Consider the following 14858-nt stretch of genomic DNA (forward strand, 5'->3'; position numbering starts at 1 on the left):
CATCCATCACAGCTTCCCGTTGGAATATTTCCGGAGCTCCGTCCGCGCCACCTGGCGGCGATGGACAGCGTCCGGACCGTCTGCGAAGCGCAGGGTTCGAAGATGCGTCCACATGGCGGCTAGCGGGAAATCCTGGCTGATGCCGGCAGCGCCGTGCACCTGCATGGCCTCATCCACCACCTTCAGTGCCGTGAGCGGTGCCACCACCTTGATCTGGCTGATCCAGGGCTGGGCGGCGCGCGTGCCTTGCGTGTCCATCACCCAGGCGGCCTTGAGACACAGCAGCCTTGCCATTTCGATTTCCATGCGCGCATTGGCGATGATGTCGTAATTGGCGCCGAGATCCATCAGCCGCTTGCCGAAGGCCTCACGGGTCATCGCCCGCCTGCAGAGCATCTCCAGCGCCTTTTCCGCCTGGCCGATGGCACGCATGCAGTGGTGGATGCGGCCCGGGCCAAGCCGCCCCTGCGCCACCTCGAAGCCGCGGCCCTCGCCCAGCACCAGGTCTTCCGCCGGCACGCGCACATTCGTAAACCGGATATGCATGTGACCGTGAGGAGCGTCATCTGCGCCGAAGACATGCATCGGCCGCAGCACCTCGATACCGTCTGCCTCTGCCGGCACCAGGAACATGGAATGGCGGCTGTGCTTGTGAGCTTCCGGGTCCGTCGCGGCCATGACGATATAGAGCGCACAGCGCGGATCGCCCGCCCCGGTCGCCCACCACTTGTCGCCGTTCAGCACCCAGTGATCGCCATCCCTGACAGCCGTCAGCGCAATGTTGGTGGCGTCCGAGGAAGCGACGTCGGGCTCCGTCATCAGGTAGGCGGAGCGGATGTCACCCTCCAACAACGGCTTCAACCAGCGCTGCTTGTGCGCGTCGGTGCCGTAGCGTTCCAGCACCTCCATGTTGCCGGTGTCCGGCGCATTGCAGTTGAAGACTTCCGCCGCGATGCCGACCTTACCCATTTCCTCCGCCAGATAGGCATATTCCACCGTCGTCAGGCCAAAGCCCTTGTCGCTGTCCGTCAGCCAGAAATTCCAGAGGCCCCGCTCTTTCGCCTTGGCCTTGAGTCCGTTCAGGATCTCCATTTGGCGGTCCGTCATCTTGAAGCGGTCGCCGGAAGGGTGGCGGCCGACCTCCTCGTGATACTCGTGGTCGAGGGGCGCGATTTCGGTTTCCACCATCTGGCGCACCCGCTCGATCAGCGGCTTCACCCGGTCGGTCATTCCAAGATCCATCAGACCCCCCTAAGAGATTTCATTGCGCAGCAGCTCGACGGCCGCCCTGTATTCCCGTTCCATGCGGTCAACGACCAGCGCGGCCGGCCCCACCGACTTGATCGCGCCGATGCCCTGCCCGGCGCCCCAGATCTCACGCCAGGCCTTCGGCTTGGGGCTGTCGTCGGGCATGACGCTGACATCCCAGTCCTCCGGCAGTTGTTCGGGATCGAGCCCGACGCGCCGGAGAGAGCCTTTGAGGTAATTGGCCGGATGACCGGTGAAGAGTGACGACGTCAGCACGTCCTCAGCCCCGCCGGCCACCATCATCTCCTTGTAGACGGGGTCCGCATTCGCCTCGTCCGTCGCCACAAAAGGCGAACCGACATAGCCGAAATCGGCACCGAGAACACGGGCTGCCAGCAACGCCTCCCCGGTGGAGACAGCGCCGCCGAGCAGCAGCGGACCGTCGAACCACTCCCGGATCTCGCGAACAAGCGCGAAGGGCGATTGCGGGCCACCATGGCCGCCCGCCCCGGCGGCGACCGCAATCAACCCGTCAGCGCCCTTTTCGACAGCCTTCTTGGCATAGGTGTTGTTGATGACATCGTGCAGCGCAATGCCGCCGCAGGCATGGGCGGCCTCGTTGACCTCCACACGCGCACCCATCGACGTGATCCATACGGGCACCTTCCAGCGGGCGCAGATCTCGATGTCGCGCTCCAGCCGCTCGTTCGAGCGGTGGACGATCTGGTTGACCGCAAAGGGCGCCGCCGGCCGGTCCGGATGATCCTGATTGTGCCGGTCGAGCGCCTCGGTGATCTGTTTCAGCCAGGCTTCCAGCATGACGGGGCTGCCAGCTTCGTCCCGCGCATTCAATGCGGGAAAGCTGCCGATGATGCCCGCCTTGCACTGGGCAATGACGAGCGCCGGGCAGGAGACGATGAAGAGCGGCGCCGCGACCGCGGGCAGCCGCAGACCCTGCAGCGCCTTGGGAAGAGTTCTCGCCTTCAGCATGCCGCGTCAGTCTCCCTTTCCAGATAGAACCGGTTCAGCCAGTCGGCGACAAGCGCAGGCCGCTTGCCGCCCTCGATCTCGATCTCGATCGTTGCCTGCCAGGTCAGATCGACTTCTTCCGGCTTCGGCTGGCTCAGCCTGGCGAGCGTAAACCGACCGCGCACCCGGCTGCCCACCTTGACCGGCGCCAGAAAGCGCACCTTGTCGAAACCGTAATTGATGCCCATCGTCGCGCCCGCGATCTTCGGCTGGGCTTCGACACCCATGACCGAGAGCAGCGACAGGGTCAGAAATCCATGCGCAATCGTCCCGCCGAAGGGCGTTTCCGTCGCTCTTGCCGGATCGACATGGATGAATTGGTGATCGCCGGTCACCTCCGCGAAGGCATCAATGCTGGCCTGGTCGACCGTAATCCAGGAAGAAACGCCGACTTCCAGTCCGACCAGAGCCTTCAAATCCGTCACACGGAGCGAACGTGTCAGGGTGCCCGCACTCACTCAGTAGGCCTCCTGGAAGAGGTCCGGACCCGACTCGACATTGATGCCACCGCTGATCGACAGGATGGCGCCGGTGACATAGGAGCCGCCCCGGCCGCAGAGATATTGCAGCGCTGCGGCTATGTCCTCCGGCCGTCCGACGCGGCCGAGCGGCACCTGAGCCCCGACCCGCGCCCGGACATCCTCGTCCGCCGTCGCAAAAGCCGTCATGTTGCTGACGAAAGGGCCGGGCGCCAGCGCATTGACCGTGATCCGCTTCTCCGCCAGTTCCTTAGCGAGTATCCGCGTCAGGTGATGCACGGCCGCCTTGGAAGCGGCATAGCTGTAGGCCCGGTCTCCATGCACCGTCTCGCCCATGACCGAGCCGACATTGACCACACGTGCGGGATCGTCGTCGCTGGCGGCAGCTTCCAGAAGAGGCAGCAGGCTCTGGGTCAACTGAAAGAGGCCGGTGACATTGACCCGCATCACGCGTTCCCAGGCATGATGGGGAAACTGCCCCAGCGGCGTGCCCCAGCTGGTGCCGGCATTGTTCATCAGGATGTCGAGCCTTGCCGTGCGCCTGCCGGTTTCCTCCGCCAAGGCCGCGATGCCGTCCTCGGTTGAGACGTCGCCCGCGAACCCTTCCGCCTTGCCGGAATAGCCGAGCGCGTTCAGATCTTCCGCCGCGGCGGCACAGGCGGCTTCCTTGCGGCTGGCGATCAGCACCCGGGCTCCGGCTGCCACCAGGCCTTCGGCTGCCATCCGGCCGAGGCCGGTCGCGCCGCCCGTCACCAGCGCGGTCTTGCCGGCAAGACCGAACAACTTGTCAGGCGTCATGCGGTGCCTCCGGGAACTGTTTTCTCAAGGTCAACTTGGAGACCTTCCCCGTCGCCGTCATCGGCAGGGCATCCACATAGACGACATCGTCCGGCACCTGCCATTTGGCGACCCTATCAGCCAGAAGACCCAGGATCTCTTCCTTCCGGGGCTGGGCATCATCGCGCGGCTGCACGATCAGCAGCGGGCGCTCATCCCATTTGGCGTCAGGAACGGCGATGACCGCGCAATTGGCAACGCCCGGATGCGACATGACGATGTTTTCCAGGTCCAGCGACGAGATCCATTCGCCGCCCGATTTGATCAGGTCCTTGGACCGGTCGGTGATCGTCAGGAACCCGTCCTGACTGATGGCGGCGATATCGCCCGTGCAGAACCAGCCCTCCATGTCGAAGACGGCGCGCGTGGCTTCCTCGTTTTCGTAATAGCCCGAGGTGATGGTGTTGCCGCGCACATAAAGATGGCCAGGGGTCTTGCCGTCATGCGGCACGCGGTTGCCCGCATCGTCGACGATCTTGAGATCGACGCCGAAGACCCGCCGGCCCTGGCTCTGCTTGCGATCGATGCGTTTGTCCAGAGGCTGGTCCGCCATGTCCGGCGGCAGGTTTCCTTGCGTGCCGAGCGGGCTCATCTCCGTCATGCCCCAGGCATGGCAGACATTGACGCCCTGCTTCTCGAACGCCTCGATCAGCGAGCGCGAGGCGGCTGACCCGCCGACGACGATGTCGCCGAAGCCGTCCGGAATGCGCCCCCGCTGGCGGATCTCGTTCATGAGGCCGATCCAGACGGTCGGCACCCCCCAGGCGGAGAAAACTTTTTCCCGGTCCATCAGGTCGAAGATGCTCTTGCCGTCGAGTGCCCCACCCGGAAAGATCAGGCTGGTGCCGGACATCGGCGCGCCGTAGGGCAAGCCCCACGCGTTGACGTGAAAAAGCGGCACGACCGGCAGGATGCGCGAGCCCTCGAACAGCACTTTCGGAATGGTGACGCACATGCTGAAGGCGTGCAGCACCGTGGAGCGGTGCGAATAAAGCGTGCCCTTGGGATTGCCCGTCGTGCCGGACGTATAGCAGAGACCTGCGGCCTGGTTCTCGTCGAAGTCCGGCCAGTCCATCCCTGCCGGCTGTCCGTCGAGAAGCTCTTCGTAGCAGAGCGCGCCTTCCAGGGACGTCTCGGGCATATGCGCCCGGTCCGTCATGATGACGACGCGCAGATCCGCCGGGAAATGCGGCTGCAGCTTCTCGACAATCGGCACGAAGGTGATGTCGACGAAGAGCAGCCGGTCCGCAGCGTGATTGACGATATAGATCATCTGTTCCGCCGACAGGCGCGGATTGATCGTGTGACAGACCGCGCCGATGCCGGAGATGGCATAATAAAGCTCGAAATGGCGGTAGCCGTTCCAGGCGAGCGTCGCGACCCGGTCGCCTTCCCCGATACCAAGCGCTTTCAAACCATGGGCGAGCTGCGCGACGCGGCCGGCCGTTTCCTTGTAGGTGGTGCGGTGAATATCGCCTTCGGTTCGTACCGAGACGATCTCTCCATGCGGATAGGTGTCCGCCGCAAAGGTGATGATGTCCGCTATTTTCAGCGGACGGTGCATCATCAGTCCCTTCATGTGTTTCCTCCCAGAACACGGCCGCTTTGAACGGTCCTTCAAAGGGTTGAAGTGGAAACGTAGCGCGCGGTTCACGTGCTGGGAAGGCTATAAACGCCCGAAACCCTTTGACAGCGGCGGGGACATGGGCCAAACCCTGCCCCAATCCGATTGGAACGATTGAGATCCCTTCATGACCCAGAAACTGGTCATCGCCGTTTGCACCGCGCAGCGGCCGAAAATGCTGCAGGCGTGCCTTCAAAGCCTCGACAACCTGACCGAACCCGAAAACACGGACATGGAGGTCGTTGTTGTGGAAAACGATCCCGAACCCCATTTCACCGGGGCCGCGGCGGTTGAGGTCAAGGCGCGTCTCTCGCTGCCGGTGTTCTTTCATCACGAAAAGCGCCGGGGCATTCCCTTTGCCCGCAACCGGGCGCTGGATGCAGCCCTGGAGCATAATCCGGACTGGGTTGCCCTGATCGACGACGACGAACGCGCCGAGCCGGACTGGATCGAGAAGCTTCTGACCGCCTGCAAGGAACATGACGCTGAAGTCGCCAATGGGCCGGTGCGCCGGATCTACGAAAAGCCGGCACCGCACTGGTGGAAGTCGCAACTCCTGAAGCCGCGGCCGACAGGCACGGTGATTACCGAGGCGCCGACCAACAACGTGCTCCTGAGTGGCCGTATCATCTCCAGGGACGGCCTGGGCCTCAGGTTCGACGAGCGCCTGACCTTCGGCAGCGAGGACATCGATTTCTTCCGCCGCACCCATGCGGCGGGGGCGAAGATGATCTGGGTGGACGATGCCTTCGTCGAAGAGGATATCCCGGCCTCGCGCGTGACCACTGGCCGCCTGCTCAGCCGCATGCACATGGCGGCGACCTCCGGCGCCTTCAACATCGTGCTGCGCGAAGGACGGCTGAAGGCAGCGCTGCATTTCATTCCGAAAAGCTTCCGCCGCATGTTGTTCGGCCTGTTGGCGACCGTCGTCGGCTTCGTGCTGCAGCCTTTTGCAAAAAAGCGCGGCGAGAAGCTTTTCTACTACGGCCTCGTCCGCCTGATGAAAGGTTCCGGCAACCTGCGTGGCCTTATGGGCCGGGCGCATAATTATTATGACGTGATCGATGGCAACTGATTCCTTGTCGCCGCCGAAGAAACTCGCCCATATCCATCTTGGCGTCGATGGCGGCGCCGAGCGGTTTTTCGTGCGTCTTTCCAGGGCCTTTGCAAAGCGCGGCATTCAGCAGATCGCCTTCATCAAGCCGGGCAGGCCCTGGCGCGACGAACTCGCCGAACATTGCGAAGTGCGCGAGCTGACCTTCAGCCGGTCGCACATCAAGCGGCATTTCGTCCGCTGGCATATCGCCCGCCAGATCCGCAATTTTGGTGCAAAGGCCACCATGGGCTGGATGAGCCCGGCCAGCAAATGGCTGCCGAAGCCCGGGCCGGACATGCGCACCTTCCTGCGCCTCGGCGACTGGCCGGACGGCTTCCACACCTATGGCAACGTTCAGGACCTCATCGGCAACACACCGGAGATCATCCGTCAGGCCATCGAGATGGGCTGGCCGGCGGAGCGGGCCCACGTGATCAGCAATTTCGTCGATCCGCTGCCCGAAGACCTGAAACCGGTGAACAGGGCAGACTACAACACGCCGGAGGATGCCACCGTCCTCATTCATCTTGGCCGTTTCGTTCCGCGCAAGCGCTTCGACCTGATGATCGAGGCAATTGCGCGTCTGCCGGAAAACATCCACGCCTGGCTGATCGGCGACGGCGAACTGATGGACGACATGAAGGCCCTCGCCGCACGCCTCAACGTCTCGGGTCGCGTCCACTTCCTCGGCTGGCAGCGCGATCCCTCGCCCTTCCTCAAGGCAGCCGACATCCTCGTCTGCCCCGCCGACGAGGAACCGCTCGGCAACGTCGTCCTGGAAGGCTGGAACGCCGGCCTCCCCGTGGTAGCGACGGCCTCGCCTGGGCCGAGCTGGCTGATCGAGCACGGCAAGACGGGGCTGTTGTCGCCCTGTGGGGATGTGGAGGGGTTGGTGGGGAATGTGGAGTCACTGACTGGAAACAGGATGGTGGGCGAACGCCTCCAAGAAGAAGCGAACTCCCACTTGAAGACGCGATATTTGGAAGACATCATCTGTGCGCAATATGCAGACTTGGCTTACCCTGATGCGATGTGAGGGCTTTCCGGTAGCCCGAATTGTGCGATTTGACTGACCTTGTTCGACGTGTACCTCGATACCGAATAATCGATAAGCACAAGAGCCAATCTGAAGCGGAGCCGAAGAGTGAAAAAGAAAAGAAGACTTCTCAACTATATCTTCAGCCAGAAGGACGAAAAACTCTTCTCAACGCTTTTCAATCTCTATGCATCTGCCAGCCGTATCTTGAATGGCAAGAACCCATGGAAGGTCACGACAGAGATAAGGGATGGCAAGATCGTCGTAACAGACGAAGCCAAAATTCAAATATCTATACTTCATCAAAGAAGAGTAGGATTTTACAGGTCCGGGATCGAACGGCGGACGACAGACCTTATTGCGGATTACCTGATCGATCCGGAAGACATAGCAGAGGGTGATGTTTTTATCGATTGCGGCGCCAACATAGGCGAGATCGGCCTAGGGTTCAGGCTCTTGGGCAAAAAGGTCAAGTATATTGCATTCGAACCGGGTCGCGACGAAATCAGCTGCTGCAGGCTCAACAATCCTGAAGGAACCTGTGCACCGCTGGCCCTATGGCATGAGAAGACAATACTGAGTTTTTATGAAAAATCCGACACTGCGGATTCCTCGCTAATCGAATTCTCAGGCTACGAAGCGGTCAGACGGGTCGAAACGACAACGCTTGATGACTATTGCAGCGAAAACAACATCAGCGACATCAAGTTTCTGAAGATCGAAGGTGAGGGCGCAGAACCGGAAATCCTCAAAGGAGCCGTGAACACTCTGAAGCGAGTCAAGTATGTTTGTGTCGACTGCGGGCCCGAACGCGGCCTCGCGAAGGAGTCCACGCTACCGGCTGTCTGCCAATTCCTCATGTCGCGCGGGTTCAAGTTCGACAGGGTGACGGCCAATCGCCTCACGGCACGTTTCGTCGCGGACCACTGAAAGAGCATCTTGATTGCGCGCGGTCCTTTTCGACTTGAACTTGGATTTCTGATTGCGCCCGGTTGAATGGTGTGGATCCCGTGTCGGCTTTACATAAATATTTGATCATTTCACTTTGATGGCGTTCCCGACGAACTATAGACCTGTCAGCAATCTAAACTCTCGATAGAGTTTTCGCCTGTTTCTAATGAAAAACCTTTCCGACGCCAATACTTTTGCGCGTGATCTATAATTCTCTTCACACATACTCTTTGCAATTTTCGATAGTGCGTTAAATATATTGTATTTCTTCAGCACTCGCTCTTTCGCTTCTTCAATATACTTCATTGAGTTATCGTACACATCCGATTCAATAATATTTCGAATTGTTCGTATGGCAGACTCTGCGTCATTTATATCAATTCTCGACAATGCGCCCTTTGGAAAGTATTCATATATATTCGGAGCCCCGTGATAGATTGGATAGGTTAACGACAGGAACGTATCTGCCAACTTTTCACTCCAATAATCCTTAAAAACGCTGTTTTCAATTGCTACATGATACTTATAATCTCTCAAGACCTCCATTTTATCGCCGAAGCTCCTGATATTTCTGCCAAATAAATCTATTTCGTCACCGAAGTATTTTTTGAGCCGCATCGCAAAATCCAATCGGACTCGATGTCCCTCCGTGAACGATTTATTGGAAGACACAACCGACAGGGTTTTGGTTTTTTCCGGTCGCCAATCGACAAAGTCATCATATTGCATGGGCTTATCGAGCAGTTCATGGGATGCGCTCCATGCGCCTAGATGCCACGGTAAGGCGAGTTGACCGTAAGAAGCGTTTGGGTGATTTGTGGAACGATCTGTTGTCAGAACAAAATCGAACTGATTGAGAAAATCACCATTGTATGTCTTCACACTTTCAGGTTCACCCGCGATAAAAGCAGATCTTTTGGCCTTCAGTTTTCCACAAAGGTCTTCCTGAATCCCGTCATACACAAAAACAATATCACACGTCCGGAAATCGCCTTCAAAAACGAATTCGACTTCGTCCCAGACCGGTTTTAATGCAGGAAACTGACGATCCCAGTGCCAATTTTTTGAGGACGACGTAAACCCAGCAATTAACAACTGACTCTCCATTATCGGCCAGATTGTGCGAACATCCAGCTAGTTCACAGGTACATCCTTTAATGATAGGCTGGCGTTAACAAAGCTCCAACTTAAAGCCTTGCAAAGCGAGGCCTTCGTCGCGAAGTGGGTCTGGGCAATAAAGGCATACGCGGTCTGGTGGCGCTTACTCATTTAAGAGCATCAGTACGGCACTCCACATAACGAGATAGGAGTTGATCAGCGCGCAAGATGACTGGCGCACGAGGATAACCGTGTTATTACTGAGTCGCCCCATTGTGGGAAGCGACCTAAAAAACAGTCTTGGTGACCCATGCTCCCTCAAAACCAGCGCCTAAACAAACTGGCCGAGCGACATTTATCAAAGATCGAAAAGATCTGTGCATACTACAGAGGCAAAGGTTGGGGTGCCCATACCGTAGCCTCCGAAGTCAGGCAAATTTTCAATCTTGCCGACCAAAAAAAAATAAGTCTTGTCGTAGACATCGGGGGGAACAAAGGTAGCTATACCAACGCTATACTAGAAACTTCGCCAGACATCAGAGTGATAATCTTTGAACCTTCTGTGACCAATTTAAAAATTCTTCGAGAAGAGTTCACAGGACGTCAGGTCACAATTGAACCGTTTGCATTGTCATCGAAAAATGGAACGGCCACCCTGTTTTTTGATAAACCAGGTTCCGGGTTGGCAAGCCTCACAAAACGAAATCTAGACCACCACTCGATTGATTTTTCCTCCAGTTCCACCGTCCAAACGTTACGGTTCGAAGACTACTGGAGAGATGATCTGGGACGAGCCGAAATTGATGTTTGCAAAATTGATGTAGAAGGTCACGAACTGGATGTTTTAAGTGGATTCGGCGAGGCGATGCAACACATCAACTTAATCCAATTTGAGTTCGGTGGCACTAACATCGACACTAGAGTCTTTTTTCGAGACTTTTGGAATTTCTTTACGGAACATCGTTTTGAAATTTATAGATTGACGCCTTTCGGTCACACAAAAATAAAGCGATACAAAGAAGATCTTGAAGTGTTTTTAATAAGCAATTTTGTTGCAAAAAGATGCTAACATTCCGAACTGCGGACCGATCTATGAGGCTCGCTGTATTGCAGCTACAATAGACTTGCATCTTTCCTTTGTTTGGTCTTGCATGACGAACAATGATCTATGGTATCTCGTCACGATGCGGGACTCGATGATGAACAACTGCACTCCCGAGTTACCAATTTTCACGCAACGGGGCCTGAAGTTATCGGCGGGCTAAACAGTTGGTCGACATTGCCCGTTACTAAATGCAATTCTAACCTCTCATTGGGGGCGCCTGCCCTCCGGCCACAATCTATGCCACCATGTGAACTGAGGCCCCTACTGGAATTTCATTAGCTAACAAGGACGTTACTTGTTGGAACACCTAATGATAAGCGACGGACTGAGGAGAAATGTTGGAGCGGTCTGAAAAACACATTGTAATTGCAGGCTTGGTCAGAGATTGCGCCCATAGCCTCCCATTTCTTCTTAACAATTTAGAAAAGTTGGCTGAACGCTTTAATGAAAGCAGTTTTATCTTTATAGAGAATGATTCAGTGGACAAAAGCAAAAGGATTCTATCCGAGTTCGCTCGAGCGAGAACGAACTGCTTTGTCGAACATTACGACAATATTTGCAAAGTTCACGCCAAACGCACTGACAGACTCGCTGTATTACGCAACCGAATACTCGAAATCGCGGATCAATTAACAAAGGATCCAGATGACACATTTTTGCTTCTTTTAGATTTGGATGGAGTCAATAAGGAAATAGATGCGGATAGGATCTCAAAGTACGTTTTTGAGGACACCGAAGATTGGGCCGGACTTTTTGCAAATCAAAGGCTTGATTACTACGATCTTTGGGCGCTGCGTCATCCTAATTATTGCTCATACGACATTTGGGAGAAAGTCCGGAATCGCCCGAAATCGATGAGCAAAGATGAGGCAATTAAGACTTTCATCACCTCAATCAGATTTTCGCTTCCTGAAGACGGTGGATTTATAGAAGTGGAAAGTGCATTTGGAGGAATGGGACTTTATCGGTTTGCTGCGATTAAAGGCTGCAAATATGTTGGTTTAGACGACAACGGAAATCAGATTTGCGAACATGTTGCTTTCAACGCGGAAGTTAGGGCTCGTGGCGGAAAATTGTATATTGATTGTGGTTGGATAAATTCAAATGGAACCGAGCTACATACTCCAGACAAATCGATTCTTAGCAGAAAGTTAGAAAGATTCATGTCACGTGTTAGTCGTATGACGGATCGGGTGATGAAATGTTTTTTCAGCGCGTAAGAGAGATTCTTGGCTATTGCGCTAATCCGACTTCTGAAAAGCACTGCCAGTTCATCTCGCCCCGCGGCATACTAAAATCGACCAAGACGCACGTTTCCGATCCGAGTTCCGGTATGCGAAAATTGCCAAGGGAATTCAGGCGGCGGTTGAAGGGGCGAATTGGATCAATCTATCTCACAGTGCAAATGTTGCCTCGCTTCGCTGATCGGCATCTCGAACGCATACGCTCACCCTTTGTCCTTGTGACCGGAGATTCCACTTTGTCGGTGAACGACCGGGATATACCAGTCAACGTTCTTCACACTCTTCTCGAGAATCCGTTTTTGTCGACGTGGTACGCGCAAAACCTTGATTTTAAACACGCCAAACTAAAGCATCTGCCTTTGGGAATTGACTTCCACACATTGTCATCGTCTGAACCTGGTGGCGCGAGCAATAAATGGGGAGCGCAGCTCACACCGGTGGCTCAGGAAGATCGCCTTCTCCGGATTGCTCTCGCCTCAGCCCCCCTTTCCGAAAGACGAAAACAGGCATTTTCTAATTGGCATTTTGCCGCAGAACGCGGTGATCGTAAGGAGTGCCTTGAAGAGTTTCCTCGAGAGCTCACACATTTTCAGCCGGATTTCATGGAAAGAGAGGTCAGCTGGAAGCTGAACACCAATTTTGCATTCACCCTAAGTCCTCTTGGTAAAGGACTTGATTGTCATCGTACGTGGGAAGCACTGCTGCTCGGCACTATACCGGTTGTCAAGACAAGCTCTCTGGACCCCCTTTATGAAGATCTGCCTGTCGTCATCCTACAAAAGTGGTCAGACTTTACACCCAGCCGCTTGGAAACTGAACTGGAAAAAGCCATATCAGGCAGGTACAATTTCGACAAGCTTAGGCTTTCATATTGGGCGGACCTGATAAATGGTAAGAACCCGCGCCCAAGCGTGCTCATGTCAATCGATGAATTCATGTCTTCGCTCGAAAAATAAGTACGTGAATTATCTCAAATCTGTATTGTTCAAAGATGCTGTGATCGGACGACTCGGCTATGGACCGGCTCGGTGGGTAACCTTTTGTAGGGTATAAACGCCTCATCAGGAGGCGAGGTTGCGCAAACCCCAAACGGACAATTCTTGGACGCCGTTAAACAGTGCGCCAACCCTCTTAAACAAATCGGTGTGTTATGAAAAAAAGTTATATTCCAAAACCTTTACGCCGTTTCTTTTCCAAGTCCGCCACACAAATTGACACAAGCTCCCTATATTTTAGACACGGCAAGGAGCAGAAGCGAATATGCGCACTTTCAGTCATCGGTTACGGCAGATTTGGCAATAACTTGCTCCAGATCGCCAACGCATTGTTACTTGCCAAGCTTCTTGACCTCCGTTTCGTTCAGCTTCCAAAACTCAGCTGGATCCCGATAGAACAACCGGTTGAATACGACGATTTAACCCTGCTACCGTACGATTGGGATCTCTCCAAGATTGGTCCTTCACTCAAAAGCGATTTCTTTTCAGGCCCGAGATTTGACGTGCTCAGTTGCGGGCACTCAATGCGCAGTTCTGTGTTGCGTCAGTACATCAAACCTTTGCTGACCTTTCCAACCAAATTTGGCGAATTTGATGATCAGCTCGTCATCCATATTCGAAGCGGGGACATTTTTTCGGCTTCCCCACATCCCGGCTACGTCCAGCCGCCTTTGGCGTTTTATCGGCGATTGATCCAGGCTGAGTTGGAGCACCGGGCCTCACTCAAGCTCTACGTCGTATTTGAGGATCGCCGCAATCCTTGCGTGTCAGGCTTGGAACGCTACGCGCTGGAAATTGGCGTGCCGCTGACGATGCAGTCTGGCAGCTTTCATGACGATATCGGCACATTACTCTCGGCAACCAAGCTTGCGTTTGGTCATGGAACGATGGGACTAGGTGTTTGTTTGCTCTCTTGCGACATCGATAGTGTTGATGTCTTTGGCGACAGCGGCTTTGCTTATCGCAATTTAAGTCAAATTAAGCGTGTAACAGTCTGGAATGCCTTACCCGACGACTACATAGCCGTTGGGAGTTGGAAGAATACCGATGAACAGCGGAACCAAATGATGAACTATCCAGATGAAGCAATCTTCGTCGCAAGTAGCCCAAATGCCACACCGGCGGAAGACGCTGTCTGGTGGATCACACGAGCATAATCGCGTTCCTCGTCCACTGCACTAATACTGTCCATAACACAATCTATCCTGGATAGATGGCGAACCTGAAACAGACGCGGCAGAGGTCGGTGGAGAACCACTTCAGTTACTGATCACAATGATTTACTGAACTCCGGCAAATTTACCAGCGCAGTACTGCAACACAGATTTTGTTGCCAAAATCGTCCGCATGCTATAAACGCTCACTAGATCGGTCTGTCACCGTTAGATTCTTGCCGATTACCTTAAGGGGTAAATAGTCGCACTTCCAATACCTTAGGATGCTTCAACCGAATGCTGAAAAATATAATCGATACCATGAAGCAACGCAGAAAACTTAGGCGCTTTCTTAAGAAAAATCCGATCAACGTAAAGGAGATCCCACCTGTCTATGAGTGGTCAAAAGAAGACTATTGCGCTCCCTCTCCCACTTTTGTTAAGAAACGCGTTCTACTCAGACTGATATCTTCCGGACAACATTTTATTGAAACTGGTACATTCAAGGGCAAGACCGCTCAGGCGATGAGCCGTGCAGGTCACACGGTTACAACGATCGAAGTCTATAAACCGCTATTTGATCTGGCGAACTCATGGTTAACCGAAGAAGGTGTTGAATGTATCTTGGGAGACAGTAGTCTAGTATTTCAAGAACTTTTGCCTAGGTATAGAGAAAAAGACATCTTTTTCTGGCTTGACGGTCACTATTCTGGCACTTCGACCGGAAAGGGTGAACAAGATACACCTATTGTCAAAGAGCTAGAGCACATCAAGTCAATCTTGTTGCCTTCTGAAGCACGAATCACGATTGCAATTGACGATTTTAGACTGTTTCCAAACGGCGAAACACCAACTGAATATCCAACGAGAAATTTTTTGGTTGACTGGGCACGAGACAACGGTCTCTCTTGGAACGTTGAACACGACATATTTGTGCTAAAGAATTGGCATGAAAGCTAGAG

14 protein-coding genes are annotated in these 14858 nt (G+C 54.7%); 8 read left to right on the forward strand and 6 right to left on the reverse strand.

The window, feature by feature from the left end; genetic code table 11:
• Window positions 1-6: 6 nt before the first annotated feature.
• From ACX3M4_RS16550 to ACX3M4_RS16570, 5 genes are read right to left on the reverse strand one after another with little or no spacing between them, the layout of a single operon-like run.
• On the reverse strand, window positions 7-1242 hold the full coding sequence (locus tag ACX3M4_RS16550) for an acyl-CoA dehydrogenase family protein (protein WP_459354101.1): 1236 nt from the start codon (window positions 1240-1242) through the stop codon (window positions 7-9).
• Between the two features lie 9 nt (window positions 1243-1251).
• Window positions 1252-2238 carry an NAD(P)H-dependent flavin oxidoreductase gene (locus ACX3M4_RS16555; RefSeq protein WP_459354102.1) on the reverse strand — a complete coding sequence of 329 codons (987 nt, stop codon included), beginning with the start codon at window positions 2236-2238 and terminating at the stop codon, window positions 1252-1254.
• Window positions 2232-2735: a MaoC family dehydratase gene (locus ACX3M4_RS16560; RefSeq protein WP_459354103.1), complete on the reverse strand. Its 504-nt coding sequence runs from the start codon at window positions 2733-2735 to the stop codon at window positions 2232-2234. The genes ACX3M4_RS16555 and ACX3M4_RS16560 overlap by 7 nt, the downstream gene beginning before the upstream one ends.
• The gene (locus ACX3M4_RS16565; RefSeq protein ID WP_459354104.1) at window positions 2736-3554 is read right to left on the reverse strand and encodes an SDR family NAD(P)-dependent oxidoreductase; all 819 of its coding nucleotides are present in this window, start codon (window positions 3552-3554) and stop codon (window positions 2736-2738) included. It lies immediately after the preceding gene.
• A complete protein-coding gene (locus tag ACX3M4_RS16570; RefSeq protein WP_459354105.1) occupies window positions 3544-5172 on the reverse strand; it encodes a long-chain fatty acid--CoA ligase in 1629 nt (542 codons plus the stop codon). Before ACX3M4_RS16570 ends, ACX3M4_RS16565 begins: the two co-directional genes overlap by 11 nt.
• A gap of 172 nt (window positions 5173-5344) precedes the next feature.
• Here ACX3M4_RS16570 and ACX3M4_RS16575 point away from each other — a divergent pair, with 172 nt between their 5' ends.
• The 3 genes from ACX3M4_RS16575 (at window position 5345) to ACX3M4_RS16585 (ending at window position 8279) form a co-directional block, all read left to right on the forward strand.
• A complete protein-coding gene (locus tag ACX3M4_RS16575) occupies window positions 5345-6292 on the forward strand; it encodes a glycosyltransferase family 2 protein (RefSeq protein ID WP_459354106.1) in 948 nt (315 codons plus the stop codon).
• Window positions 6282-7349, forward strand: coding sequence for a glycosyltransferase (locus ACX3M4_RS16580; RefSeq protein ID WP_459354107.1), 1068 nt, complete (start codon window positions 6282-6284; stop codon window positions 7347-7349). The genes ACX3M4_RS16575 and ACX3M4_RS16580 overlap by 11 nt, the downstream gene beginning before the upstream one ends.
• A gap of 108 nt (window positions 7350-7457) precedes the next feature.
• Window positions 7458-8279, forward strand: a complete 822-nt coding sequence (locus ACX3M4_RS16585; RefSeq protein WP_459354108.1) for an FkbM family methyltransferase — start codon at window positions 7458-7460, stop codon at window positions 8277-8279.
• Between the two features lie 135 nt (window positions 8280-8414).
• Here the strand turns inward: ACX3M4_RS16585 and ACX3M4_RS16590 are convergent, their stop codons facing one another.
• Window positions 8415-9395 (reverse strand): glycosyltransferase family 10 domain-containing protein, encoded by a 981-nt coding sequence (locus ACX3M4_RS16590; protein WP_459354109.1) that lies wholly within the window; start codon window positions 9393-9395, stop codon window positions 8415-8417.
• A gap of 313 nt (window positions 9396-9708) precedes the next feature.
• On the opposite strand from ACX3M4_RS16590, the gene ACX3M4_RS16595 reads away from it, so the two are divergent.
• The 5 genes from ACX3M4_RS16595 to ACX3M4_RS16615 all read left to right on the forward strand — a co-directional run bounded on the left by ACX3M4_RS16595 (window position 9709) and on the right by ACX3M4_RS16615 (window position 14856).
• Window positions 9709-10467 (forward strand): FkbM family methyltransferase, encoded by a 759-nt coding sequence (locus ACX3M4_RS16595; RefSeq protein WP_459354110.1) that lies wholly within the window; start codon window positions 9709-9711, stop codon window positions 10465-10467.
• Window positions 10468-10838: 371 nt separating this feature from the next.
• The gene (locus tag ACX3M4_RS16600) at window positions 10839-11723 is read left to right on the forward strand and encodes a hypothetical protein (protein ID WP_459354111.1); all 885 of its coding nucleotides are present in this window, start codon (window positions 10839-10841) and stop codon (window positions 11721-11723) included.
• Window positions 11705-12703 carry a hypothetical protein gene (locus ACX3M4_RS16605; protein ID WP_459354112.1) on the forward strand — a complete coding sequence of 333 codons (999 nt, stop codon included), beginning with the start codon at window positions 11705-11707 and terminating at the stop codon, window positions 12701-12703. Before ACX3M4_RS16600 ends, ACX3M4_RS16605 begins: the two co-directional genes overlap by 19 nt.
• 194 nt (window positions 12704-12897) lie before the next feature.
• Entirely contained in the window at window positions 12898-13899 is a 1002-nt protein-coding gene (locus ACX3M4_RS16610) for a hypothetical protein (protein ID WP_459354113.1), read from the forward strand.
• Window positions 13900-14193: 294 nt separating this feature from the next.
• Window positions 14194-14856, forward strand: coding sequence for an O-methyltransferase (locus ACX3M4_RS16615; RefSeq protein ID WP_459354114.1), 663 nt, complete (start codon window positions 14194-14196; stop codon window positions 14854-14856).
• Window positions 14857-14858: the final 2 nt, after the last annotated feature.

Source organism: Roseibium sp. M-1 (assembly GCF_054515675.1).

Excerpts from the sequence above, each read along its gene's own strand:
- ACX3M4_RS16550 (WP_459354101.1), bottom strand. The coding sequence starts at position 1,242 with ATGGATCTTGGAATGACCGACCGGGTGAAGCCGCTGATCGAGCGGGTG.
- ACX3M4_RS16555 (WP_459354102.1), bottom strand. The coding sequence starts at position 2,238 with ATGCTGAAGGCGAGAACTCTTCCCAAGGCGCTGCAGGGTCTGCGGCTG.
- ACX3M4_RS16565 (WP_459354104.1), bottom strand. The coding sequence starts at position 3,554 with ATGACGCCTGACAAGTTGTTCGGTCTTGCCGGCAAGACCGCGCTGGTG.
- ACX3M4_RS16570 (WP_459354105.1), bottom strand. The coding sequence starts at position 5,172 with ATGAAGGGACTGATGATGCACCGTCCGCTGAAAATAGCGGACATCATC.
- ACX3M4_RS16575 (WP_459354106.1), top strand. The coding sequence starts at position 5,345 with ATGACCCAGAAACTGGTCATCGCCGTTTGCACCGCGCAGCGGCCGAAA.
- ACX3M4_RS16580 (WP_459354107.1), top strand. The coding sequence starts at position 6,282 with ATGGCAACTGATTCCTTGTCGCCGCCGAAGAAACTCGCCCATATCCAT.
- ACX3M4_RS16595 (WP_459354110.1), top strand. The coding sequence starts at position 9,709 with ATGCTCCCTCAAAACCAGCGCCTAAACAAACTGGCCGAGCGACATTTA.
- ACX3M4_RS16600 (WP_459354111.1), top strand. The coding sequence starts at position 10,839 with ATGTTGGAGCGGTCTGAAAAACACATTGTAATTGCAGGCTTGGTCAGA.
- ACX3M4_RS16605 (WP_459354112.1), top strand. The coding sequence starts at position 11,705 with ATGTTTTTTCAGCGCGTAAGAGAGATTCTTGGCTATTGCGCTAATCCG.
- ACX3M4_RS16610 (WP_459354113.1), top strand. The coding sequence starts at position 12,898 with ATGAAAAAAAGTTATATTCCAAAACCTTTACGCCGTTTCTTTTCCAAG.
- ACX3M4_RS16615 (WP_459354114.1), top strand. The coding sequence starts at position 14,194 with ATGCTGAAAAATATAATCGATACCATGAAGCAACGCAGAAAACTTAGG.